This window comes from Tissierella simiarum (genome assembly GCF_018917865.1).
GTDB classification, from domain to species: domain Bacteria; phylum Bacillota; class Clostridia; order Tissierellales; family Tissierellaceae; genus Tissierella_C; species Tissierella_C simiarum.
Genome location: NZ_JAHLPM010000012.1, coordinates 12,857 through 36,877, shown reverse-complemented (window position 1 = coordinate 36,877; position 24,021 = coordinate 12,857). Strand labels below are relative to the sequence as shown.

The following is a 24,021-nucleotide window of genomic DNA, read 5'->3' as shown; positions in this document are numbered from 1 at the left end:
AGTTAATTTTATCATCAAATTAAAAATAAGCTATTATCTATAAACACTTTTCTATTATTTCTAAAATATCCTCTCTATTTACCTGTCTAGGATTCTTTTTTAAAGATCTAGACTCATAAGTCTTTTCTATTATTAAATCTTCTTTACCCTTTTTATATCCTGCTTCTGTTAGATTCTGAGGAATAGGCATATTTCTAAGAAGTTTCTTTATTTGAGATGAAGCACTTTTTTCTCCTCCTAATAATTTTCCTATCTCTACATATTGTTCATGACAATCTCTATCATTAAAATCTATAACAGGAGAAAGCAAGATAGCATTTCCAACACCATGAGATATTTCAAATATAGCACCTAAGGGATGTGATATAGCATGAGCTACTCCAACTCCTGTTTGTGCAAAAGCTAAACCAGCTGTAGTACTTGCCAAAGCCATGTTAGTTCTCGCCTCACTGTCATTACCATTATGAACAGCTTTTAATATACTTTTTCCTATAAGCCTTATAGCCTCACCAGCCAATGCTTTAGTAACAGGATTAGCAGTTTTAGAAGTATAAGACTCTATGGCGTGAGTTAAAGCATCCATTCCTGATGATGCTGTGACCTCTGGAGACATGGAATATGTAAGAATTGGATCCACTATGCTTAGTCTAGATTGAAATTTAGGATGAGCTATACTAGCCTTGTTATTAGTCCGACTATTATATAGAACAGAATTTAAAGTTATTTCACTTCCTGTACCAGAAGTAGTAGGAATAGCAATAAAAGGGATTCCTTTATATTCAAAAGGTTTCTTATTTAAATATTCTAGAGTATCTTCTTCTTGTCCATACAAACCAGCAGCAGCTTTAGCTACATCTAGAGGACTTCCTCCTCCAAGACCTATAATAAAGTCTGCTCTTTCTTCTTCCGCTAATTTCCTAACTTCATCTACCATAATGGTATTAGGTTCATCTACTATATGATTAAAAACTAGACTAGTTATTTTATTTGCACTTAAACTGTTTAGGACTTTATCCAATGCACCAGATTTTTTAGTTGAATTTTTTCCAGTAACTATAATGCACTTTTCACCAAATTCTTTTGTTTTTTCACCTACTTCTTCCACACTATTAGGACCAAAAATTAAATTAGATGGAAAGTTTAAAGAAAAGTTCATTGTATCACTCCATTCTCAATATATTTATTTAAATTATTTATAATAAAAAAGATCCAGCAAATCTTATTTGTATTTAAGATAATTAAATATACTGGACCTTTTAAAGTATTCATATTCTATAAATTTATCTTTGTCCGTAGACGTTTTTAAATAGTTCATTGGCCCTCTTAACTTCTTCTTCAGGTAATAAGACAGGTTCGCCAATAGCTTTTGCTAAATAGTATGCTTTAGCTGCATCTTCAAACATTACAGCAGCTACTAATGCATGATGTGGATCTTCTCCAAAAGTAAACACTCCATGATTTTGAAGTAATACTGCTTTTTGATTACCTATTTTTTCAATTATATTTATACCTAATTCTTCTGAGCCTACTGGAGCATATTTGGCTACTGGTACTTCTCCTCCCACTTCATTAGCCATAGTAGTAGAAGCTACAGGTATACTTTCATTTAATATAGCGAAGCAGCTAGCATAAGTTGAATGGGTATGAATGATTCCATTTATATCTTCTCTAGCTCTATATATTTGTAAATGAGTAATTAAATCGGAACTTGGTTTTCTATGACCATCTTTTATGTTGCCATCTATATCAACGACAACAACATCTTCTGGTTTTAATTTGCTATATTCCATACCACTTGGAGTAATTACAATTAATCCTGTTTCCTTATCTCTACCACTTACATTCCCGCCTGTAAGAGTTATAAGTCCATATTCTTTTAGTTGTATTCCTTTTTCTATAACTTGTTGTCTTAATTCTTGTAATAACATATTTTTATTTTCCCTCCTTGGTATTATATAAACCCAGTAGATACTGGGTTTATATAATTATGCTTAAGCATTAATGTTTTCTTTAATTATCCTATTTCTATTGTAAAGTGCTAGACCAACTGCTATAACTGTCATTATAATTGCACCTATAACTTTAAATTCCATAATTTTTGTAAATGCCCAGCTTAATGGGTTAGCTCCATCACAAATACTTGAAATCATAGTAGCTCCTTCTGGTAATTGGAAGTTAGCATTAAGAGCCATTTGTGTGTGTAATGGTGCTAAATTTGTAGCAATTAATAGTCCAAAAGATATTATTAAAAGTCCTATAACGAATGTTCTAAATACATTACCTTTAGTAACAGGTACAAGCATAACTAAAGCAAATGGTATAACCGCTAAGTCAGCGAAAGGTAACACTTTATTACCTGGTAGTATAGCTGCTAAAAGAATTGTAACTGGAACTAAAATTAATGCTACTGTAAGAGTTACAGGATGACCAACTCCTACTGCAGAGTCAAGTCCAATATATATTTTCCCTCTGTTTTGGAATTTCTTTTGAATTAATTGTTGACCGGCTTCAGAAACTGGCATTAAACCTTCCATTAACATCGCTGCCATTTTAGGCATTAAAACTAAAACTGCACCTAATGTTATACCCATTTCTAAAACACCTTTTATATCATATCCTGCTGCAACACCTATTGCTAAACCTATTAAAGTACCCATTAATATAGGTTCACCAAATATACCAATCTTTTCTTGTAATCCTTCTGCATCTATATCTATTTTATTAATTCCAGGAATCACGTCTATTATCTTATTAATAACGATTGCAATCGGTACATATGCAGCGGAGAATCCATGAGGTAATGAAATTCCTGGAAGTCCAAGATATTTTTCTATTCCTGGAGCAGTTAAGTCAGCAATTACCATTACTATTACCATGTTTAATGCTGCTGCTAATAATCCATAAGCAGTACTACCTGTAGCACCTGCTACTAATGCTCCTGTAAAAGCAAAGTGCCAATAATCCCAAATATCAATATCTAAAGTTTGAGTAGTATTAGTTAATAGCATTATAGCATTTACACCTAAGCCCAAGGGTATGATTAAAGCTCCTACCCTTGATGCAAAAGCTATAGCGGCAGCTGCTGGCCAGCCTACGTCAATAATGGTTAAATCCAATCCTAGTCTAGTAACCATTTCTTGAGCAGCTGGTCCTAAACTGCCACCTAATAATCCTATTACTAAGTTTAATCCTACAAATCCAATACCAACAGTAAGACCGGCTCTAAGAGCTTTACCAAACTTTACTCCTAAAACCATAGCAAATATAGTTATGATAATAGGCATCATTACTTGTGCCCCTAAACCTACAATTTTATCTATAAAACCTAGGATTGACATTAGATAAATCCCCCTCACCTTATTATAGTCCTAATTTTTCTATTACTTCATCTATAACTTTGTCAACTCCTACTCCAGTAAGGAATGGAAGACCTGATACAACAGGTTTAGAAATATTGCCAGACACTTGAGTTGTACATACTATTAAGTCAACATCATTTACCTTTGAAGGTATTTCTGCTACTTTACATTGAACAATAGTTATATTATTTCCTTTACCTCTCGCATTTAACTCTTTTTTTAGTCTGTCTACTGCCATTGTTGAAGTACAGATACCTGTACCACATGCTACTAGTATTTTAGCCATTCTTTTCACCTCCTTCTAATAGAAATATATATTTAAAACACTAATATGAAAAATTAATGTTTAAAAACTACTATATTACATCACTTAAAACTTCTGCTATTTCTTCTGGAGTTTTTGCTTCATTTATTTTAATTAATAATTCCTTTTCTTGAAATATTCCCATAAGTTTTTGTAACATTTCTAGATGCCCATGAGCTTCATTTAAAGCCATCATAAATATAACACTTACATTTACAGTTTCTTCAGGCATACCCATCATTTGAAATGCTACAGGCTCTTTTAGAAGTCCAATAGCTAACGCTCCTTCATTTACATGAATAGCATCTGTATGAGGAATAGCCACACCTATAGTTTCAGTAGGCAATCCTGTTGGATAATTATCTTCTCTCGCCTTTATAGCTTCTACAAAACTTTCTTTTACTATTCCTTTACTTAATAATTTATTAGCCAACTGTTCAATAGCATCTTTATTATCTTTAGCTTCCATATTAAACAAAATTAAATCTTCTCTAAACATTTTTTTACTATCAGTCATTTCACTACCTCCCAAGCACTTGTCTTACAGCATTATAATTTTCTGCATTTAATATATTTACATAATTATCATCATCTTCAAAAAATCTCTTTAGTTCCCTAATTAAATCTATACATTCATTATTAATTGCCAATAAAAGTACGATTTTTATTTCATTTCCATTCCAATCAATGGGATTTTTTAATAATCCCAAAGCTATCTTTGGCTTAATTACAAAACTAGGATCTGCATGAGGAATTGCTACTCCTTCCCTTAAAAAAGATGGACCCAATTCTTCTCTTTCAATAGTTGCATTTATGAAATTATCATTTACATACCCTTGCTCATATAATAGTGAGCCTAATCTCTCAATAGCTTCCTTTTTATCAGCAACATCCATATTAAAAATTGTAGTATCTGCATCTAATATAGTGTTGATATTGTAATAATAAGCGCCGTTATTCTGTTCTTGTACATCTATAATAATTTTTAATTTTTCCTCAGCAACTCCATTTATAATATCCTCTAGTGATATATAGGGCACACCTTGAATTTTAGGATTTACAGTTCCTACTACAGCTATTATTTCATTATCCCTTTGTATAGATTCAATAATGCTTTGAATGTTTTCATCCATAGCACCTATAGGAATTATAGTTATTTGTTCATCATATTGATTAGTTATATTGCTAACCAATTTTTTTACTTTCTTAGCAGAACCTTGCCCAGTTATACAAATGGTTAATATGATTTTAGGCTTTCCTAAATTATTCTTTTTATTTATTCTTCCTCTTTGTTTTGGTTCCTTTTCAAGCGAGTCTGCTATTTGATCTAAATTAGCTTCCGGTAATATACAGCGTCTAACGGCTTCAATTACCATTACAGTATCTGTCCTAGATACAGTTCTAGTTTTAATCCCTGTAGATTTGGTAATTAATTCTCCAAAGGTCGCAAGGGAACCCATATCTACCATTAAAAGAACTCCTTTGCCTTCATCTACACTTTTAACTAGATCTGTAGCCCTTTTTAATGCCAGCTCTGGACTTTCATCTAAAGACATTTCTATAGCTTTAGCATGATTTACTCCTAGTAATTTATTGGCTACTTCTCCCATACCACAAGCTACATTACCATGAGATATTAAGACTACACCTACTCGTCCTTCTATTTTACTCTCTTCTTCCATTGTTAAGCGAAGATACATAGTAATAAATCCTGCCTCATCTTCTGTAAGTTCTACATCTAACTCTTCTTCAATTATGTTAACCATTTCTTTTGCCACAATAAATTCTTTATTATAGTCTTTTTTTATTTTATCTAGCTGAGGATTTCTTATTATTATTCCTTTTTTAACCCTCTCGATAGTGGCACTTAAATGGGTAGCTAAAACATAGTATAAATTTTCTTCATTAATTCCTAATTTCCATTTTGCTATTCTAGTTATTTTTTCAACTATATCAATTACTTGAATACCTACTATATTAGCTAAATCTTTTTTGTCTATAGGTTTTATATTTTCTTTTACCTTGCTCATTAGCTTTTCTAACTTTTCTTCCATTTCACTTCCTATGATATAATTTATCAAATCTTGATTCATTCTTTCATTTTGCAGTTCGATATATCTTTCCTCAATATAACTGTAAATCTCATTAGGAAGAATATAAAGGTTTTCCTTAGGAGTACTTTCAATAGGTTTATTATCTACATATATTATTAGATCTCCTACTCCAATTAATTTTTCTGTCTCCAGCCTATTGTTCTGAATCTTTAATAAACCTTTTTTAGCACTTATAGGAAGTTCTTCTATAGTTATTTCCATGATATTAGTTTGGTTAACTACATGGTTTAAAAAGCTTCTAGCACAAGATACTTGTATATCACTTCTAAGCTGCCCAATATTACCTGGACAATCGTATAGTAATAAAGCTTTTAATGCATCGTTGGTTATTCTAATAGAGTTTTTTGTTCTATTTGTTTCCCTTCTAAGAAACTCTTTTATCATCTCCAACCTTTCATCTAAAGATCTCAAAGCAAGAGAAGGTAATTCTATAGTCATAGGTATTCTTCTTCTAAAGCTATCTAAAAGTGTTGAATCTGGATTTTCAGTAGTAGCTGCTATAATCATTAAATTTACTTCTCTCTCAGCATCCGTTTCACCTAGTCTCCTAAATTTACCCTTATCAATTAAATAAAATAATAGCTCTTGTCCTTCTGGAGGCAATCTGTGAACTTCATCTAAGAAAAGTACTCCACCATTAGCCTTTTCTACCAACCCTTCCTTTCCTTCATCAGCACCAGTAAAAGCTCCTTTAACATATCCAAATAGTTGAGACATTAGTAATTGAGGATTATCTGCATAGTCAGCACAGTTAAAAACTATAAAAACAGAATCACTATCTATTTTTTTAGTCTCCCTTCCAAAGTTATACATAGCTTGAGCTAATTCACTTTTTCCTACTCCCGTAGGTCCTAATATTAAAGTATGAAGTCCATAAGGGGGATACATCATAGCTGCTTTAGCTTGCTGTACATAAGGCTTTAAACTCCCTTTAGAACCAATAATTTTTTCAAAAGCTAATACTTCTTTGTAGGTTTCTTGATCTTCATTATCATCTTCAGATTCTTTTAGATAAACATCCTTCATCTTATCTTTAGTTTCTTCCAGCTCCTTTTTACATTCTCTAATAGTATGGCGAGATACATTAAACCCTAAATCATTTACTTTCTTTGTTAGTTCTCTTTCTGAAATATCTTTATCATCTTTTAAAATCTTATTTACTAAATCAATTAAGGTATTTTTTCTTCTCTCCATAGAATTAGGGATTCCTAAATCATTACGTAAAGAAGTTATAGTCTCTCTTTTAACATTAAGTAATTTAGCAATCTCTGAGTCTGTATAAGGATTCTTTATATTTTCTTTACCAATAACATTTAAAAATTTTTCCTTCATGACTATCATCCTCACTTGTAAATTATAATAAGCAATAATCGTGCCAACATTAAAAACAAAAATAAGAATATGTTAAATCAACATATTCAGCCAGTATTATTACTTATAAAACCACCTTTATACATATTATACCCATTGGTCTTACTTTTTCTACCGCTTATTCCTACCAAAACTACCAGTAAAAACAAAAAAATCCGATTCTAAGAATCGGATTTTTTTGTTAAATGTCATTTTTTATTTTATTAGATCTTCTTGTAGCTGTCTAAGTTTATATATTAAAGTAGTAGTATCTAAATCTACCATATCATAAGTTATATACTCGCCCTTCTTTATGTCCTTTTTAATAACTGTATTTTTATTTACCAATCCTATTGGTAACAGCTTTTCTTCTTTTGCTTTCTCATAAGTTTCTATACTACCATATACAGTAAAGCCACCAATTCCATCTAATTTTTCTCCTGCCTTTAAATCTCTTTTTGCTACAGTTATGGTTTCTGCAATAGGTCTTCCGTCCATAGGTATTATTGTAGGTTCATTATAAATAGCCGCTCTAGCTACAGTTAAAGGTGTTTCTAAACTAGTTAGATGGTATGGACGATATAGTACATAATTTGGTCCAGGCCCCATGCTTAAATATTGCATTTCATGATGAACTTGAGGTAGCTTTGTAGTTACTATAATAAATACTCCTGGTGCAATACCGTTTACATAATCAACTATTTTATATTGATTTAAAATACCACCGTCTTCCTTAAGTCTATAAAGTTGTGGTAAATCTTTTACTTCAGCTTCTGGTCCATGTCCCCCTCTAACATCTGGTATAAATCCGGTAGCGTTTGCCATAGCCGTCATTTCTACCATGGTTTTAGTTCCGTCTTTAAAGGAAGCTAGCATTTTAGGACTTACACCTGATTTTAAAGCTTGTTCTCTAACACTATCAGGATTGGATTCTAAATTTACAGGATTATTTTTTCCTTTACCTATAGCTACAATATCAAACCCTGAAGCATCAGCAAAATCATATAATTCTTTAACTGCACCTGGTTCATCTCCTGCCGTCCCGGTATATACAACTCCTGCATTTTTAGCCAGTTTGTTTAAAATTGGTCCAACTACTACATCCGCTTCTACATTTAACATAACTATATGCTTCTTATTAAATATAGAATCCATTGCAATTTTAGCTCCTATATCTGGTACACCTGTAGCATCTACTACTACGTCAACTAAGTTTGCTTTTGCTGCATATTCAGCATTATCACATACAATATATTTATTGCTTTCCATAGCTATATTAATATCTTCCAAACTTTTAGCTATAACTATGTCATCTTTGGAAACTCCTGCTAAAGTAAAAGATTCAACAGCATTTTCTAAGTTAATATCAACAACTAAGGATGGAATCATGCCCTTCATAAGCATCATTTGACTTACCATACCTTTTCCCATTTGACCTGCTCCAACTAGTGCAACCTTAATATGTTCATTCTTTGATTCCAATTCACCTAACTTAGTATTTAAACCTAGCATATTTATTCCCCCTATTTTACTTGTGAAATTTATTTCATACCTCTAAATTTATTTCAATTAAATTATATACCTCTTTAATTAAATAGTCAACTAACTAAAATAAAAGGTCTATCTACATTTTTTCAATAATATATAGATATTTTCTTTTATATCTTGTACAATAAAAGAAGAAAATCCTTCCCCATTAAGGAAAGGATTTTATAACTGTATAATTTCCTTTGGGGATACATTCCATAAAGAAGACTAATATATGGATATTGTATCTCCTTCTTTTATATTTGGTATATCACCATCTAAGTTAATTATTCCAGGTAACTCTGGCGTATTTGATCCATTAAATTTTAAAGTACAATGTCCTAATTCTTTTAAAGTACTATTAGCTTCACTACCTACGCCAGTAACACTATATTCTATGTCACCAATTTTAATAATATCACCAGGTTTTACATCTTCCTTTAAATCGTTAGTAGTGTGTAAAACCGATATCTCTGCCAGCTCCTCGGGAGCATTAGAATTAAACAGTATTAACATATTTTCTCCTAATAATTCTTCAACTAAATCTCCAATTTTTACAACTTCAACTTTATATTTCATTAAACCTTTCCTCCAAAAAATATTATCTGTATAATCCAAAACTAAATAAATATGCAATAATTACTGAAATAGGTCCTGTTATTAATCTTGAAAATAATATGGCAGGTACACCTACTTCAACAGTTTCTGGCTCTGCTTCTCCTAAACTTAATCCAACTGGTATAAAATCACAACCAACTTGTGGGTCAATTGCAAATAGTGCTGGTAATGCATATTGAGGTGGAATATTACCTTTTCCTATCTCAACTCCTATTAATACTCCAACAACTTGGGCTATTACAGCTCCAGGTCCTAGCAATGGTGATAACACTGGTAATGCTGCAATTACAGATATAGCTAGCAGTCCTGGCAAACTTCCTGAATAAGGAGCTATTGTTTTTGCTATAAAATCGCCTATGCCAGATTTAAGTATTATACCAATAAGCATTGCTACAAAAGCCATGAAAGGTAAAATATTTTTAATTACAGAATCTATAGTCTCTCTACCTGCTGCATAAAAAATACCTACAACTTTTCCTGCGCCTTTTCCTATTCTTTCTACAATATTTCCTTTTTTCTCTGGTTCCTGTGCTTTAGCTTTTTTTGCTGCATCAATTGTTGCTCTTACTTCTTGCTTTGTTGGCAACGCTTCTTTATCATCAGCATAGGCTAAAGTCTTTTCAGTAACCCCTGATACATATATATCTTCAGTAATATATTTAGCTAAAGGTCCTGATTGTCCTACAGGAGTTAAGTTTACTGTATAAATTCCTTTTTTAGGATATACTCCACATCTTGCAGTTCCACCACAGTCAACTACTGCAAGTAATACTTCTCCATCAGGAATAGATGTTTTGAATCCATCTACAGCTGTAGCTCCAGTCATTTCCGCAATTTTTTCAGCCACAGGACTAATACCTCCACCAGTTACTGAAAGAATCTTATCCTTTCCTGGTTCTGGCTTTATAACAAGGGGTCCACCAAATCCTCCAGAACCTTTACTTATTTTAACAGCTCTATACATTAGAATCCCTCCTTATTCACTAACTATTCTTAGACACTACTCGCTTGTCCATCATTTTTGCAGTAATTATTTCTGTTGTAACTCCTCTTAAGAAAATTACTATCAATCCAACTATAAAATATCTTACTGCAATTGGACCTAAAGGTAATCCCTGTTGTTTCAAGCCTTCTGCTACACCTAAATACACAAATAATTCAGATGCATTAGCATGAGGAAATAGTCCTGTAATAGGATGAACAAAGGATACTGCTGCATCATAAAAGGCTGGTTTATATTTTTCGTCTACAAATTTTCCAAAAGTATAACACATAGGATTTGTTAAGAAAAATACAGACAGTAAAGGTAATATAGTATATCTAGTAACTATATTTTTTGTTGCTATTGTTGCAACTTTTTGTACCTTATCTTCTCCTACCAACTTAATGATAGCGTTAACAAAGGTGATTAAAACAATTAAAGTAGGTAAAATTCCAGTAACTAAGCCCATAAAGGTATTTCCACCTTCTTGGAACAAACCAATAAACCATTCTGCTGCTTTTGCCAGAAATTCCATGCTATTCCTCCTTTAATAAAATATTGTAATACAGCTATCCTCCTTAAATTTAATATTTAAGTTAAAGAAAAATCCTTTAAAGCTTTTTTCATAGCCTTTGTGGTAACAGTTTCTTTTTTAAATTGAGACAATTCTTCCACCAATTCTTCCAAGGATTTCCCAATATACTTCTCTTTTTTTCTAAACCTATCAAATACTGATATACCTTTCATCTCTTGCACATCTATAATTTTATTGCTATTATCTACTACCAATAAAACTATACTACCCGGTTTTAGCTTTCCTTTTTCTTGTCCAATAAAGACTCTTCCTTTAGTTTTTAATCGGGTTAAGGTTTTCCTATAATGTACAATTTGACCGTACGACATCAATCCTTGTAGTATCCACAATCCAAATATGAAGGCTAAAGCCTTATGAACCATTGTATCACCTACTTTTTAGATTAATTAGTTTCCTCCAACATGGACTTAGCAGTAATTCCATCCACTATTAGCACTTTAATAAACTTACCTTTAATTGCAGCTAGTATAGCATTCTTTTTTAAAATAGACCCTGCTATACCTATAGTTAATGGAATCTTTTTAATCCCTTCTAAATCAATTCCTATAACTCTTTCATTAAATTCAAATTTATCGCCTTTTCCATCTTTGTCTATAAAAAGTGAACCAATATCTGCTACAGCACCTTCATTTTCTAATCTTTTTATGTCATTCATAGTATAATATCCGCTTTCTAAAAGGGTAGATGAATTAAGTAATGGATATCCAATACCCATCACTCCAATATCTATCTTATCAAATAACTCATAGAACCCTTGAATATTTTTATCTTGAATAAAAGTTTCTTTTCTCTTTAAATCATCAACAATTGAAGGTGCATGTAATAACTTACAATCTCCATTAAATTTTTTTGCTAATTCTAATGCAATTTGATTAGGATGTATATCTATTTCTGTTTCCCCTATACCTCCTAACATAGGAATAAAGGTTACTTTATTCTTCTTATCATTCTTTACAAATTGGGGAATCTCTCTTAAAGTAGTTCCCCAAGTTATACCTACTATCTGTCCATCTTTTATAATTCTTTGTAAATATTCTGCTGCTGCTCTTCCTAAATCCCTTTTAATTTCTTCTGGTTTATCACTACTATCTACTACAATAACTTCTTTTAAATTAAATTTCTTTTCCAATTCTTTTTCTAAATCTATATGTTCATCCTTTAATGGATTCTCTACAATAATTTTTACAATCCCCTCTTCTCTAGCTGCAGATAATATCCTAGATATAGAGGATTTTGAAATTTGTAATTTTTCAGATATTTCTCCTTGATTCATACTTTCTTCATAATACATTTTGGCACATTTTACCATAAGCCTAACGCTATATCCTTTTTTCTCCATTTTATAACCGCCTTGAATTTTTTTTCAATATATAAAAATAATTTCAATTAAATTCTATCATAATGTCGATAATAGTCAAGTTTTGTTTATTTATTAACTATAAATTTTTTAATTACACTACTTACTCCATCTTCTTCATTAGATAAAGTAATAAAATCTGCAATTTCCTTTACATTCTCTGGTGCATTATCCATAGCCACTCCTAACCCTGCATATTGAATCATAGTAATATCATTTTCTCCGTCTCCTATGGCTATAATCTCTTCTTTGTTAACTTTATATAATTTACTAATCTCTTCTAATGCACCTCCTTTCGATATATCTTTACTAAATATCTCTAAGAAAAAAGGTAGTGAAAATTGCATAGTTAAACCATTATCAACCTTTTCTTCCAATATATCTTTACATTCATTTAGTATTTTATTATCATCAGTCAATAATATTTTGTTAATATTACTCCAAAGTTTATTTTTCTCTAAAAATGTAGATAAACAGCCTACTTCTTCTATAGAAACTAAAGTGTATTTTTCAAAAGTTTTAAATCGGCTATCTTTCTTATCCTGTGTATATAATTTATTTCCTATGAATACTACATTACACATATTCATTTTTTCGCTTAAAAATATAGTTTCTTTTGCCAATTCTTCTTGTAAACACTGGTTAAAATAAATTTTTTCCCCCTTATTATCTGTAATTATACCTCCATTAAATCCAGATAATATTTCTTCTAATCCCAGCTGTTCACTATAGTATTTTACAGAACCCGGCTCTCTACCCGAAAGTAAGATTATCTTTATTCCTTTTTCCTTTATTTTTTCTATCATTTCTCTATTTTTAGCTGATACCTCATGTTTCTTATTTAATAAAGTTCCATCTAAATCCAATGCTAATATTTTGTACATTTCCACTCCTCCTTATTTTTTCGCTGCATTTATTCCAGCAATATATCCTGAAGACCAAGCCCATTGAAGATTAAATCCTCCACAGTCTCCGTCAATATCTATTACTTCTCCAACTAAATAAAGTCCCTTAATAATTTTAGACTCCATAGTAGAACTATTTATTTCATTAGTAGATATTCCTCCTGCAGTAACTTGTGCATTTCCCCAAGATTTACTGCCAATAACTTTAAATCTCCAATCTGTAAGTATTTTTGCTATCTTTAATATCTCTTCTTTAGATAAATTTGCTACATTTTTATTTTTATCTATAGTTGTTTCTTTCAAAATGGGAAGTATAAGCCTTTTATTTATTAGTCCAACTAAAGCAATTTCTATAGTCTTCTTTGGCATAAGTTCAAATCTATATATTAAATAGTCAAATAGTTCTTCCTCACTTTTCGTATGAATTATAGATACTTTAATTTCTACTTCCTTTCCTTTATTTAAGTACTCTAAAGCGATTCTACTAAGTTGTAGTATTGGCGGTCCAGATATGCCATAGTTGGTGAATAATATATCCCCTTTATCTTCTTTTATCAGCCTTTTATCTTGATACAAACTTGCTGCACCAACAAATTTAACGCCATCTAGCTGATTAAATAAATTGCCTTCAAGTTTTAACTGTACTAATCCAGGAAAAACATCTACTATAGTATGACCAACGCTTTTACATAAAGTATAGCCATTACCATCAGAACCTGTATTAGGAGAAGCCATTCCCCCAGTAGCAATAATCACCTTATCGCCTTCAAAACTCTTCCCATCTTTTAAAGTTACTTTGAACTTATTCTTCTTTTTTATCTCCGCCACAAAAGCTCCTGTTATTACCTCTACTCCTTCATAGTCTAACTCAAATCTTAATATATCTAATACACTGGAGCTTTGAAAAGATAAAGGAAATACCTTCCCATTGTCTTCTACAGCTGGAGTTATTCCAAGTTTTTCAAAAAAATCAATGGTTTTTTCTACATTAAATTGTGATAATGGACTATAGGCAAACTTTGGATTTTTACCATGATAATTATTTATTGATAAATTAAGATTGGTATAATTACATCTACCATTTCCTGTAGCTAAAATTTTTTTACCAACCCTATCGTTTCTTTCTAATATTAGTACTTCACCACCATTTCTCCTTGCCGATAGTGCAGCCATCATTCCTGCTGCGCCCCCACCAATAATAATTATTTTATTGCTCATATAAAAACTCCTTTATCCAAATTTAATTATTCTTTATTTATTTTATACATTATTAGTAGTTTTGTCTATTTTAACAATAAAAATTGACAAAAAAGAAAACAGTGTATAATCCAAAGATCTGAATTATACACAGAAATAACTTTTTCCCCATTATTTTCCTATTTCATAAAAGTTTCTATTGAAGAATATATTTTGTTATATAAAGTTAAATAGGATCGTATAGCTATTTATTGCACTCATAGACTAAAGTCATGTATAATTACCAAGGACAAAAGCAGGTAATATGGTCCTAAACCCTCCATACCTATTGTGTTTGAGGATTTAGTATGAGAATATTAAATAAAGGTAGTTTCAAAATATTTTGAAAAAAAGAGGTGAAGGAATTGTCAAAACGTGGTAAATCTAGTGAAGAAATTCAACGCTTTGGTAGATCCTTATTACTTCCCATAGCTGTAATGGCACCTGTAGGGATGGTATTAGGATTAGCTGGAGCTCTAGTACAAGGGTACATGATTGAAAGAGTTCCCTTTCTAGGCAATGCTACTGTTCAACTTATTTTAACTAGCTTAAGGGACATTGCAAACGTTATATTCAGTAATCTTCCTATCTTGTTTGCTATGGGTGTAGCTTATGGAATGTCAAAGAAGGAAAAGGGTATAGCCGTATTCTCGTCTATTATTTCTTATTTAATTTTAAATGCAACAATTAATATTTGGTTAAAAGCAACAGGAAACCTTGCATCAGCAGAAGAAATGGCTCAAGTTGGTCAAGGTATGGTATTAGGTATTCAAACTTTAAGATTAGATGTACTTGGAGGTATTATAAGTGGTCTTGTTGGAGCAATACTAACAGATCGTTTTTATAATCTTGAACTTCCTGTAGCATTTGCTTTCTTTAGTGGTAAAAAATCTGTACCAATTATTTCTATTGGTGTAACTATGGTTATTGGACTTATTATACCATTTTTCTGGCAAATGCTAACTAATGCATTAATTTCAATGTCATCTATTATCTTAAGTGGACCTTTTGGAGTATTTTTAAACATAGTTATGGTACGTCTTTTAATTCCATTTGGACTTCACCATGTTTGGAGTGCCTTACTTAGATTTACTCCTGCTGGAGGAACCTATGTAATTGCAGGAGAAACCTTTGTTGGAGTATTGCCAGCATTAAATAAAATTTTATTCGAGTTAGGTCCAAACCATGAAGCTTGGGAAATGTTACCAGACCTAACCAGATTTATGGCACAAAACCAAATGCTTGTAACATTATTTATTATTCCGGCAATAGGTCTTGCTATGTATAAAACAGCTTATGCTAAAAACAAACCTTTTGTAAAGGGTATTATTATAACTATGGTTCTTACTCCGTTTTTAGGAAATGTAACAGAACCTATGGAGTTCTCATTCCTGTTTATTGCTCCATTACTATATGTACTCTATGTTTTATTAGCAGCCGGTGGAGCAGTAGTATTATACTTATTAAAAACAGGTGTAGGGTATATTAGAGGAACAATATTTGATTTTGCTATTTTCGGTTTAATGTATGAAAATACAAGATGGTACAATCTCTTAATAGTAGGTATTCCATTATTCTTTATTACATATTTTCTATTTACTTGGGCTATTAAAAAATGGAATATTCCGACTCCAGGTCGAGAAGAAGAAGATATAGAATATAACTCCTTATTAAAAGAAAAAAGATATGGCGAAGTTGCGTCTATAGTAATAGATGCATTAGGAGGAAGAAGTAATATAATTCATGTTGAAAACTGTGTTACTAGGTTAAGAATAGATTTGAAGGATATGAAATTAGTAGATAAAGAAAAATTAAAGACATCTGGAACTTCGGGAATATTCTTCCCTACTAAAAACCATATACATATTGTATTTGGTCCTAATGTAGAATTTGTTAGAAATGCTGTAGATAATCAATTACAAGGTGAGGTGGTCAAATAGTGGATCTAAGTAAATTGACAGAGAGATATTCAGAACTTACTGGGCTTGAGAAAAAAATAATAGAATATATTATGACTAATTCTGAAAAGGTAATTCATCTTACAGCAAATGAGATAGCAGAAAAACTATATGTTTCAAAGACTTCTGTTATCAATCTGTCTAAAAAGCTTGGCTTTGATGGCTATAGCGAACTTAGATATTATGTAAAAGATTACGTTCAAAATAAAAAGAAGAAGGATCAAATACTATCTTTTCAAGATATATTAGGTAATATTCACGGAGAAGTAAGCAAAACCTTAGCACTTCAAAGTGAAAAAAATATAAAGGCTATTGTAGAAAAAATATTAAATTCTAAGATGCTATATATTGTTGCAAGAGGAGCATCTGAACCTATTGCAGACCTTTTAAGTTCCAGATTGGCTTTACTTAAAGTAAAGTCTATATTGATTAGAGATCCTAATCTTATAGATGTTTTAGGTGAGGGACTTGGCGAGGGGGAGACTATCTTTGTCATGTCCCTATCTGGAGAAACAGAAAAAATATTAAATATAACTAAGGCTGCTAGAGCAAGAAGTATAGATGTTATTGCACTAACTTCTTTCTCTAACAATTCATTACAAAAGTTAGCTAATTATAATATGTTTTGCTTTGCCGATGATACGGAAACAAAATACAATGATCTAATTTCAAGAATTGGCTTACACACACTAACCCATATTCTGATAACGTATATCGACATGCATAGAAAGGAGTAAAATTTATGAACAGAGAAAAATTAGTAGTTACAATAGTTGGGTGTGGAAGTACAAGAACCCCTGCATTAATAGGGAGCTTAGTTAATTATAAAGATAGCTTTCCACTTAAAAAGCTAATATTATTTGATATTAGCAAAGAACGTATAGATGCACAAAAAGATTATATTAGACTAGTTATGGAGAAACATTGTCCTGAAGTTGAACTCTTATTTACAGATGATGAAAACAAGGCATATATAGATACTGATTACGTATTTTGTCAAATGCGAGCAGGAAATTTTGAAATGAGAAGCCATGACGAAAAAATTCCATTAAAATATGGTTTAGTAGGGCAAGAAACTTGCGGACCAGGAGGTTTTGCCTATGGCATGAGGTCTATTATGCCAATGATAAATATGGTTAAAAAAATAAGAGAATATGCACCAGAGGCTTGGATATTAAATTATACAAATCCAGCAGCTATAGTTGCCGTAGCATTGGATAAAGTATTCCCTGAAGATAAGAAAATATTAAATATATGCGATCAGCCTTATTCAATGATCAAATCATTTGCAAAAATATTAGATGTAGATATGTATGATATTGAACCTAGATATTTTGGGCTAAACCACTTTGGATGGTTTACAAAGCTTTACCATACACCAACCAAGGAAGATTTACTTCCAAAGCTAAAGGATTATTTAACAAATCATGAGTTTAAACCATTTAATGCAGAACAAAGAGACCCATCTTGGCTGGAAACATATAAAAATGTTAATAAAATGATGGCTCATTTCCCAGAATATTTACCTAACACTTATTTACAATACTATTTCTTCCCAGATGAAATAGCAAAAGAAAGTAATCCAGAATTTACAAGGGCAGATGAAGCTAAAAAGGGTAGAGAAAAACAAGTATTAGATATTTGCAGACAAGCTAGAGAACAAAATTCACTAGAAGGACTACCACTCCTTATTGGTGAAGTTCATGGAAATATGATGGTAGAAGTTGCAGAATCTATTGCATATGATCTTAGAAAAGTATTTGTAGTTATGGTAAGAAATCAAGGCATTATTCCTAACTTACCTGCCGATGCCATAGTGGAATGTGCAGGAGAGCTTACTAAAAATGGAGCTGAAGCATATCCTTATGGAGAAGTAGATACTTTTTATAAGGGTCTATTGGAAAATCAATATGCTTATGAAAAACTTACAGTAGAAGCTTGTTTAGAAAATAATTATCAAAAAGCTATTCAAGCACTAACTCTTAATAGAACTGTAGTGAATCCAAATCATGCAAAAGCTGTATTAGATGATTTAATGGAAGCTAATAGTAAATATTGGAAATTGAAATAAAGGGGTGATTCAATGTATTTATACTGTGAGAATATTTACACTCCAGAAGGTTTTCAACGAGGGTATTTAGAAATATTAGATGGAAAAATAACGGGCATTTATCAAGAACCTATGTCTAAAGACGTAATTGATTATAGTGATAATGTTATTATACCTGGTTTTATAGACATTCATCTTCACGGATGGGCCACTGGATCTTTCTGGCATGAAGGTACTAAGGAATCTATAGAAAATATGTCTAAGGAGCTAGTAAAGGTAGGAGTTACATCTTACCTAGCCACTTCTGGAACCGACTCTATAGAGCAAATAAACTCTTATCTTGCAGAAGGAAAGAAAGCAGTAGATAGTTGGAGTCCTGAAAAAGGTGCTTGTGTTCTAGGCTTTCATTTAGAAGGTCCATTTATAAATAAAGAATATAAGGGTATGCAAAAAGAAGAATATTGTTTAAATCCTTCTATAGAAATATTAAATGGATTTTTTAAAAGTGCAGGAAAAGAAAATGTTAAGCTAATCACTATGGCACCAGAGCTTCCAGGTTCCGAAGAGTTTATTAAATATGTAAACAAGGAAGGAATTCAAATTTCGGTAGGTCATAGTGCTGCAGAGTTTGAAGATATTGAAAGATTAAAGGATCTTGGTTTAGGAGGATTTACCCATACTTTTAGCGGTATGAGAGGATTCCACCATAGAAGATTAGGCACTGCAGGAGCTGCTATGTACTTTGATGATATGTATGCAGAATTTTGCAAGCAAACAGGAATGACTGTAAAGCCTGAAGCATTTAAAATTGTTTATAAAATCAAAGGACCAGAAGGTATTATACTAAGTACAGATTGTACAGGTTTAGCTCATGTTACAGAGTCTTTCCATCATTATATTCGTAAATGCACATTTATTCCTAATGGAGATTATATTAAATTAGTTTATGATGATGGTAGAGAAGAAAATATAAATAAGTCTGACTATGAAAAAGTAAAGGACTTAGAACTTAGTTTTCTTGGCTCTGTTCGTAATGTAGTAAAAAATGTACATGCATCTATTAGTGATATAGTAAAAATGGCATCAGAAAATCCAGCCAAATATATTGGAGTATACGAATCTAAAGGTTCTATAGAAACTGGTAAAGATGCAGATATTTTAGTAATTGATGATAGCTGGAACCTTCTAGATGTATATGTAGCTGGTGTAAAGCAAAATATTAAGTAATATAATTATTAGGGCTGTATTTAAAGTTTTAAATACAGCCCCTTTAACAATTTAATAAATAAACTTTTATTTATATAACTATAGAAATGAGGTTAGAAACATGGATATAAAAGAAACGAGCTTGAAATTACATGAGGACAGAGTAGGAAAAATAGAAGTGATTTCTAAGCTGAAGATAGAAAACAAAGAAGACCTAAGTTTAGCCTACACTCCTGGGGTAGCAGAACCATGCAAAAAAATACATAAAAACAAGGAAGATGTATATAAGTATACTGCAAAGAGTAATTTGGTAGCAGTAGTTACAGATGGTAGTGCCGTATTAGGTTTAGGAGATATTGGACCAGAGGCCGCTATGCCTGTTATGGAAGGCAAGGCTATATTATTTAAAGAATTTGCTAATGTAGATGCATTTCCGATTTGCCTCGATACGAAGAATGTAGATGAAATTGTTAATATAGTAAAAGCAATATCACCAACCTTTGGAGGAATTAATTTAGAAGATATTGGAGCACCAAGATGTTTTGAAATTGAAGAAAAGTTAAAAAAAGAGCTAGATATACCTGTATTCCATGATGACCAACATGGAACTGCTGTAGTTACTATTGCTGGTCTTATTAATGCACTAAGGATAGTAAATAAAAAATTTGATGATATAATTGTTGTAATTAATGGAGCTGGAGCAGCAGGTATTGCTATTACAAAAATGCTTAATACTATGGGCATTAAGGATATATTATTATGTGATAGACAGGGAATTATTTATTCGGGTTCTCATAATAATGAATATAAGGAAGCTATGGCTAATATAACGAATAAATATAAAAGACAAGGAAGCTTAAAAGATGCTTTGGTAGGTGCTGATGTATTTATTGGAGTATCAGCACCAGATATAGTAACAAAAGAAATGGTAGAATCCATGAATGTAGATCCTATTATATTTGCTTTAGCAAATCCTACCCCTGAAATTATGCCTAATGTTGCAAAGGAAGCAGGGGCTAAAGTAATAGCTACTGGTAGGTCTGATTTTCATAACCAAATAAACAATGTTTTGGCATTCCCAGGTATTTTTAGAGGAGCATTAGACGCAAAGGCTAAGGAAATTAACGAAGAAATGAAAATAGCAGCAGCTTATGCAATAGGAAATCTTGTCAGTGATGATGAATTGACCCCAGAATATATCATACCAAATCCATTTGATAAAAGAGTAACAGAAAGAGTCGCAAAAGCAGTAGAAGAAACAGCTAGAAAAACTGGCGTAGCTAGGATCTAGATATTTATATAACTATTTTTAGTAAAAAAATTATTGAATTAGACACCTCCTATTAGCAAAACCACTTAGTAGGAGGTGTTTTATATGAATATAACATTAACATAAAAGGAAAGATTGCTTTTAGCTGTGTATAATCCAAGCATTTGAATTATACACAGTAATAGCTTTTCCTCCGTTATTTCCCTATTTTTCTCTTAACATAAACTTCTGCCATGGTCTTATATAATCTAATAAGTAAACTTCTTCATCAACAATTTTTCCCACCACACTGCTTCTTCCACTATTATTCATAGGTTTTAAAACTAAATGCATTTCTCCAGCGTAGTGAGCATAAAGACTACTTTCTATAACTATGTTTCCTTTTTCCATATCTTTAGGATTTATTACTTTGAACTCATGGTCTTTATATTTTACTCTACTTTGAGTAGACCTAATCATATATTCCGACACATCTCCCCGATTAAAATGAAGCTCATTTAAAATTATATTCCGTTCTACCTCTGGTAACCCTTCTAAAAGTTCTACATTTAAAATTAATATATCTTTATTCAAATCCCCTAATACCTTTAACTCTTCTTCCGTTGCATAACAATTAGAAATAATCACATCGTCTATTAAACCTGTATTAAATAGATCCTTTGCTTGAACCTCTATTGGTAAATCTCTATGTTCCTCTAAAGTAGGTAATCCTTCATTAAGGGCCCAAGGACCAAAAGTTGCATTAGCTGAAGATACGAAAGCTGCCGTTCTTAGCCCATAATTTTTAAAAGTTTTAGTAGTCTCCATGAAATGTTCTCTAGATAATCCAGTATATCTATGAGGATAGAAATTATGACATCCTATAATGCTGTCTTTATTTGGTATATAACTCATTATATTATCTAGATATTTAGTGCCACTGCTAATATTTAACTCAATCTTCAATCCATGAGGATTAAAAGACATAATACTTTCCTCATTACCTCCAAACCCCGTATCTAACCTTATTCCTGTTAGACCCATATCTTTGAAAATCTTTAGATCTTTATAATCTATTCCCAAATCTTTAAAAACAAAAGGTGCTACATCAGCTACTACTTCCATATTTAATTTTCTAGCATAGCATACTATTTCTTTAAACTCTTCTAAGATTTCCTTATCCTTTACAGATAATAGATTTAAAAACACTCTGCTAAACCCATACTTTGCAGCTAGACTTAAATATTCCTTATTATCTTCTATCGTTGATTTATCTGGATATATTGAAACACCTAATCTATTCATCTCCAATACTCCCTTCAACAATATTAACTTTTTCATATAAGTCTATAAATTCATTGGCCATATCTCTTATAGTTAAGGCATTCATTAAATGATCCTGGGCATGAACTAATAGTAAAGACAACTCTTGTTGTTCTCCCCTAGCTTCCCCTTGTATTAACTGAGTCTGACTCTTATGTGCCTCAGCAAGTCTATCATTAGCTTCTTCTATATTGTTTCTTGCCTTTTTTATCTTCCCATTCTTTGCATAACTAATTCCTTCTATAGAAAGACTTCTGGCTTCTCCGCTATAATTAATTATGTTCATTATAATTAGTTCTAAATCCATCTATATATCTCTCCTTTATTCTCACATAGCTGTCTATTTCCCATAAATAGTTATAATTATTTAAAATTTTAAAATCCTAAAGCTATTTTAACAAATTTTATGTTTAATTACTAATATTTGCCGAAAAATTTTGGAAGGTATTGTTTATTTTTCTCTAGCATTTCATCCAATATTTTATGACCATCTACATCATTAGAAATAAGAGGATTTATAACCATAGCAAGAAGGGCTTTTTCATAACTTCCTTCTACTGCCGCCTCTCCTCCAAGTATTTCAAAGGATTTAATTTGATGTATAAGTCCTTTTATGGAAATAGGAAATTCGTCAATGAATTTATGAGGTATAGGCCCTTCTTTTGTAATTTTACAAGTTATCTCTATAGCATAGTCTGCTGGAAAATCTTTTAAAGTGTTTCCATTTAAGGTATTAACGACTTGAAAATCTCCTTTATCATTGTATATAGAGCTTATAAGATTACATGCCGCATCAGAATAATAAGCTCCTCCCCTTTTCTCTAGCTGAATAGGCTTTTCCTTTAATTCAGGATCTTTATAAAGATGAAATAATTCTTTTTCTGTTTCAATAACTTCTTCTGCCCTTGTTTTACCTTCCTTAAATTGATTTAATTGAAGCTGAAGCATATCTTTTGTCTTATAATAATACTTATGATAAGGACAAGGCACTAGTTTTAAAGCCTTTAAAAATTCCATATCCCATTGAGCAGAATCAATATTTTTCATATTTATAGAAGTAGAATTTTCCATATATTTTTTAAAAACTTCTTCAGTTTTATTTTCTTCATCAATAAATATATTAAATCCATATACTAAATGGTTTAATCCTGCAAAGTCCATTCTTACTCTTTCTGGACTTATATTCATAATCTCAGCTATCCCACGTTCCATTCCAATAGGAACATTACAAAGTCCTATAAACTTTCTATGCTTGGAATACTTAGATAAAGCCTGTGTTACCATTCCTACCGGATTAGTAAAATTAATCAGCCACGCCTCTGGACATAATCTCGTCATTTCTTCTGCTATTTCTAAAATTATAGGTATTGTCCTAAGACCTTTAAACAGTCCTCCCGCACCATTAGTTTCTTGCCCTATCATCCCGTGAGACAGTGGTATCTTTTCATCCATTGCCCTAGCTTTAAGAAGTCCTACTCTTAATTGTGTTGTTACAAAATCTGCATCCCTTAAAGCTTCTTCTCTATTCAAAGTTGTATATATCTCCATAGGTACCCCTGCCTTCTCCACCATCCTCTTTGCAAGGTTACCTATTATCTCCAGTTTTTCTTTCCCTTCTTCTATATCTACAAGCCAAAGCTCATTCACAGGCATTTCTTCATATCTTTTAATAAGACCTTCTAAAAACTCTGGAGTATATGAAGATCCTCCTCCTATTGTTGCTATTTTAAATTTTTTATTAAATTTATTCACAGATATTCCCCTTTTCTGCTATATTTAATTTATTAAATAAGAGAAACACTTATATTATTAAATGACTATTTATATAAAAATGCTTCTATATGAGGCATCAATATATTAATAGAACCTTTTTTGAAACCCATTACGG

22 protein-coding genes are annotated in these 24,021 nt (G+C 31.5%); 5 read left to right on the top strand and 17 right to left on the bottom strand.

Annotated features, from left to right (window positions below):
• Nucleotides 1-37: 37 nt before the first annotated feature.
• From KQI42_RS13855 to KQI42_RS13790, 14 genes are all read right to left on the bottom strand, one after another.
• A complete protein-coding gene (locus tag KQI42_RS13855) occupies nucleotides 38-1,156 on the bottom strand; it encodes an iron-containing alcohol dehydrogenase family protein (protein WP_216520812.1) in 1,119 nt (372 codons plus the stop codon).
• Between the two features lie 124 nt (nucleotides 1,157-1,280).
• Entirely contained in the window at nucleotides 1,281-1,928 is a 648-nt protein-coding gene (locus KQI42_RS13850; protein ID WP_216520811.1) for an L-ribulose-5-phosphate 4-epimerase, read from the bottom strand.
• Nucleotides 1,929-1,991: 63 nt separating this feature from the next.
• Nucleotides 1,992-3,338, bottom strand: coding sequence for a PTS galactitol transporter subunit IIC (locus KQI42_RS13845; protein ID WP_216520810.1), 1,347 nt, complete (start codon nucleotides 3,336-3,338; stop codon nucleotides 1,992-1,994).
• Nucleotides 3,339-3,360: 22 nt separating this feature from the next.
• On the bottom strand, nucleotides 3,361-3,645 hold the full coding sequence (locus tag KQI42_RS13840; RefSeq protein WP_216520809.1) for a PTS sugar transporter subunit IIB: 285 nt from the start codon (nucleotides 3,643-3,645) through the stop codon (nucleotides 3,361-3,363).
• A 70-nt stretch (nucleotides 3,646-3,715) separates the two neighbouring features.
• A complete protein-coding gene (locus KQI42_RS13835; RefSeq protein WP_216520808.1) occupies nucleotides 3,716-4,180 on the bottom strand; it encodes a PTS sugar transporter subunit IIA in 465 nt (154 codons plus the stop codon).
• A gap of 4 nt (nucleotides 4,181-4,184) precedes the next feature.
• Nucleotides 4,185-7,109: a sigma 54-interacting transcriptional regulator gene (locus KQI42_RS13830; RefSeq protein ID WP_216520807.1), complete on the bottom strand. Its 2,925-nt coding sequence runs from the start codon at nucleotides 7,107-7,109 to the stop codon at nucleotides 4,185-4,187.
• A 234-nt stretch (nucleotides 7,110-7,343) separates the two neighbouring features.
• Nucleotides 7,344-8,639, bottom strand: a complete 1,296-nt coding sequence (locus KQI42_RS13825) for an NAD(P)H-dependent oxidoreductase (protein ID WP_216520806.1) — start codon at nucleotides 8,637-8,639, stop codon at nucleotides 7,344-7,346.
• A 243-nt stretch (nucleotides 8,640-8,882) separates the two neighbouring features.
• Complete coding sequence (locus tag KQI42_RS13820) at nucleotides 8,883-9,233, bottom strand: PTS glucitol/sorbitol transporter subunit IIA (protein ID WP_216520805.1); 351 nt, start codon at nucleotides 9,231-9,233, stop codon at nucleotides 8,883-8,885.
• A gap of 22 nt (nucleotides 9,234-9,255) precedes the next feature.
• Nucleotides 9,256-10,236, bottom strand: coding sequence for a PTS glucitol/sorbitol transporter subunit IIB (gene srlE, locus KQI42_RS13815; RefSeq protein WP_216520804.1), 981 nt, complete (start codon nucleotides 10,234-10,236; stop codon nucleotides 9,256-9,258).
• Nucleotides 10,237-10,255: 19 nt separating this feature from the next.
• Nucleotides 10,256-10,789 carry a PTS glucitol/sorbitol transporter subunit IIC gene (gene srlA / locus KQI42_RS13810; protein ID WP_216520803.1) on the bottom strand — a complete coding sequence of 178 codons (534 nt, stop codon included), beginning with the start codon at nucleotides 10,787-10,789 and terminating at the stop codon, nucleotides 10,256-10,258.
• Between the two features lie 56 nt (nucleotides 10,790-10,845).
• A complete protein-coding gene (locus KQI42_RS13805; protein ID WP_216520800.1) occupies nucleotides 10,846-11,211 on the bottom strand; it encodes a transcriptional regulator GutM in 366 nt (121 codons plus the stop codon).
• A gap of 20 nt (nucleotides 11,212-11,231) precedes the next feature.
• On the bottom strand, nucleotides 11,232-12,188 hold the full coding sequence (locus tag KQI42_RS13800; protein WP_216520798.1) for a sugar-binding transcriptional regulator: 957 nt from the start codon (nucleotides 12,186-12,188) through the stop codon (nucleotides 11,232-11,234).
• A gap of 86 nt (nucleotides 12,189-12,274) precedes the next feature.
• Nucleotides 12,275-13,090: an HAD family hydrolase gene (locus KQI42_RS13795; RefSeq protein WP_216520794.1), complete on the bottom strand. Its 816-nt coding sequence runs from the start codon at nucleotides 13,088-13,090 to the stop codon at nucleotides 12,275-12,277.
• Nucleotides 13,091-13,102: 12 nt separating this feature from the next.
• Nucleotides 13,103-14,329 carry a BaiN/RdsA family NAD(P)/FAD-dependent oxidoreductase gene (locus KQI42_RS13790; RefSeq protein WP_216520792.1) on the bottom strand — a complete coding sequence of 409 codons (1,227 nt, stop codon included), beginning with the start codon at nucleotides 14,327-14,329 and terminating at the stop codon, nucleotides 13,103-13,105.
• Between the two features lie 383 nt (nucleotides 14,330-14,712).
• Between KQI42_RS13790 and KQI42_RS13785 the strand changes: the two genes are divergently transcribed.
• From KQI42_RS13785 to KQI42_RS13765, 5 genes are all read left to right on the top strand, one after another.
• Nucleotides 14,713-16,287, top strand: coding sequence for a PTS transporter subunit EIIC (locus KQI42_RS13785; protein ID WP_216520790.1), 1,575 nt, complete (start codon nucleotides 14,713-14,715; stop codon nucleotides 16,285-16,287).
• The gene (locus tag KQI42_RS13780; protein ID WP_216520785.1) at nucleotides 16,287-17,042 is read left to right on the top strand and encodes a MurR/RpiR family transcriptional regulator; all 756 of its coding nucleotides are present in this window, start codon (nucleotides 16,287-16,289) and stop codon (nucleotides 17,040-17,042) included. Before KQI42_RS13785 ends, KQI42_RS13780 begins: the two co-directional genes overlap by 1 nt.
• Nucleotides 17,043-17,047: 5 nt before the next feature.
• Nucleotides 17,048-18,376: a family 4 glycosyl hydrolase gene (locus KQI42_RS13775; RefSeq protein WP_216520783.1), complete on the top strand. Its 1,329-nt coding sequence runs from the start codon at nucleotides 17,048-17,050 to the stop codon at nucleotides 18,374-18,376.
• Between the two features lie 12 nt (nucleotides 18,377-18,388).
• Nucleotides 18,389-19,582 carry an N-acetylglucosamine-6-phosphate deacetylase gene (locus KQI42_RS13770; RefSeq protein WP_216520779.1) on the top strand — a complete coding sequence of 398 codons (1,194 nt, stop codon included), beginning with the start codon at nucleotides 18,389-18,391 and terminating at the stop codon, nucleotides 19,580-19,582.
• 100 nt (nucleotides 19,583-19,682) lie between these two features.
• Nucleotides 19,683-20,852 (top strand): NAD(P)-dependent malic enzyme, encoded by a 1,170-nt coding sequence (locus tag KQI42_RS13765; protein WP_216520777.1) that lies wholly within the window; start codon nucleotides 19,683-19,685, stop codon nucleotides 20,850-20,852.
• Nucleotides 20,853-21,035: 183 nt separating this feature from the next.
• Here KQI42_RS13765 and KQI42_RS13760 read toward each other — a convergent pair whose 3' ends face one another.
• The 3 genes from KQI42_RS13760 to KQI42_RS21700 form a co-directional block, all read right to left on the bottom strand.
• Entirely contained in the window at nucleotides 21,036-22,115 is a 1,080-nt protein-coding gene (locus KQI42_RS13760) for a DUF871 domain-containing protein (protein WP_216520775.1), read from the bottom strand.
• Nucleotides 22,108-22,440, bottom strand: a complete 333-nt coding sequence (locus KQI42_RS13755; RefSeq protein ID WP_216520771.1) for a PTS sugar transporter subunit IIA — start codon at nucleotides 22,438-22,440, stop codon at nucleotides 22,108-22,110. Before KQI42_RS13755 ends, KQI42_RS13760 begins: the two co-directional genes overlap by 8 nt.
• Before the next feature lie 110 nt (nucleotides 22,441-22,550).
• The gene (locus tag KQI42_RS21700) at nucleotides 22,551-23,885 is read right to left on the bottom strand and encodes a 6-phospho-beta-glucosidase (RefSeq protein WP_343231697.1); all 1,335 of its coding nucleotides are present in this window, start codon (nucleotides 23,883-23,885) and stop codon (nucleotides 22,551-22,553) included.
• Nucleotides 23,886-24,021 lie beyond the last annotated feature (136 nt).

What these genes read in the sequence shown, in the direction of transcription:
- KQI42_RS13855 (WP_216520812.1), bottom strand. Translation starts at nt 1,156, where the DNA reads ATGAACTTTTCTTTAAACTTTCCATCTAATTTAATTTTTGGTCCTAAT.
- KQI42_RS13850 (WP_216520811.1), bottom strand. Translation starts at nt 1,928, where the DNA reads ATGTTATTACAAGAATTAAGACAACAAGTTATAGAAAAAGGAATACAA.
- KQI42_RS13845 (WP_216520810.1), bottom strand. Translation starts at nt 3,338, where the DNA reads ATGTCAATCCTAGGTTTTATAGATAAAATTGTAGGTTTAGGGGCACAA.
- KQI42_RS13840 (WP_216520809.1), bottom strand. Translation starts at nt 3,645, where the DNA reads ATGGCTAAAATACTAGTAGCATGTGGTACAGGTATCTGTACTTCAACA.
- KQI42_RS13835 (WP_216520808.1), bottom strand. Translation starts at nt 4,180, where the DNA reads ATGACTGATAGTAAAAAAATGTTTAGAGAAGATTTAATTTTGTTTAAT.
- KQI42_RS13830 (WP_216520807.1), bottom strand. Translation starts at nt 7,109, where the DNA reads ATGAAGGAAAAATTTTTAAATGTTATTGGTAAAGAAAATATAAAGAAT.
- KQI42_RS13825 (WP_216520806.1), bottom strand. Translation starts at nt 8,639, where the DNA reads ATGCTAGGTTTAAATACTAAGTTAGGTGAATTGGAATCAAAGAATGAA.
- KQI42_RS13820 (WP_216520805.1), bottom strand. Translation starts at nt 9,233, where the DNA reads ATGAAATATAAAGTTGAAGTTGTAAAAATTGGAGATTTAGTTGAAGAA.
- srlE (WP_216520804.1), bottom strand. Translation starts at nt 10,236, where the DNA reads ATGTATAGAGCTGTTAAAATAAGTAAAGGTTCTGGAGGATTTGGTGGA.
- srlA (WP_216520803.1), bottom strand. Translation starts at nt 10,789, where the DNA reads ATGGAATTTCTGGCAAAAGCAGCAGAATGGTTTATTGGTTTGTTCCAA.
- KQI42_RS13805 (WP_216520800.1), bottom strand. Translation starts at nt 11,211, where the DNA reads ATGGTTCATAAGGCTTTAGCCTTCATATTTGGATTGTGGATACTACAA.
- KQI42_RS13800 (WP_216520798.1), bottom strand. Translation starts at nt 12,188, where the DNA reads ATGGAGAAAAAAGGATATAGCGTTAGGCTTATGGTAAAATGTGCCAAA.
- KQI42_RS13795 (WP_216520794.1), bottom strand. Translation starts at nt 13,090, where the DNA reads ATGTACAAAATATTAGCATTGGATTTAGATGGAACTTTATTAAATAAG.
- KQI42_RS13790 (WP_216520792.1), bottom strand. Translation starts at nt 14,329, where the DNA reads ATGAGCAATAAAATAATTATTATTGGTGGGGGCGCAGCAGGAATGATG.
- KQI42_RS13775 (WP_216520783.1), top strand. Translation starts at nt 17,048, where the DNA reads ATGAACAGAGAAAAATTAGTAGTTACAATAGTTGGGTGTGGAAGTACA.
- KQI42_RS13770 (WP_216520779.1), top strand. Translation starts at nt 18,389, where the DNA reads ATGTATTTATACTGTGAGAATATTTACACTCCAGAAGGTTTTCAACGA.
- KQI42_RS13765 (WP_216520777.1), top strand. Translation starts at nt 19,683, where the DNA reads ATGGATATAAAAGAAACGAGCTTGAAATTACATGAGGACAGAGTAGGA.
- KQI42_RS13760 (WP_216520775.1), bottom strand. Translation starts at nt 22,115, where the DNA reads ATGAATAGATTAGGTGTTTCAATATATCCAGATAAATCAACGATAGAA.
- KQI42_RS13755 (WP_216520771.1), bottom strand. Translation starts at nt 22,440, where the DNA reads ATGGATTTAGAACTAATTATAATGAACATAATTAATTATAGCGGAGAA.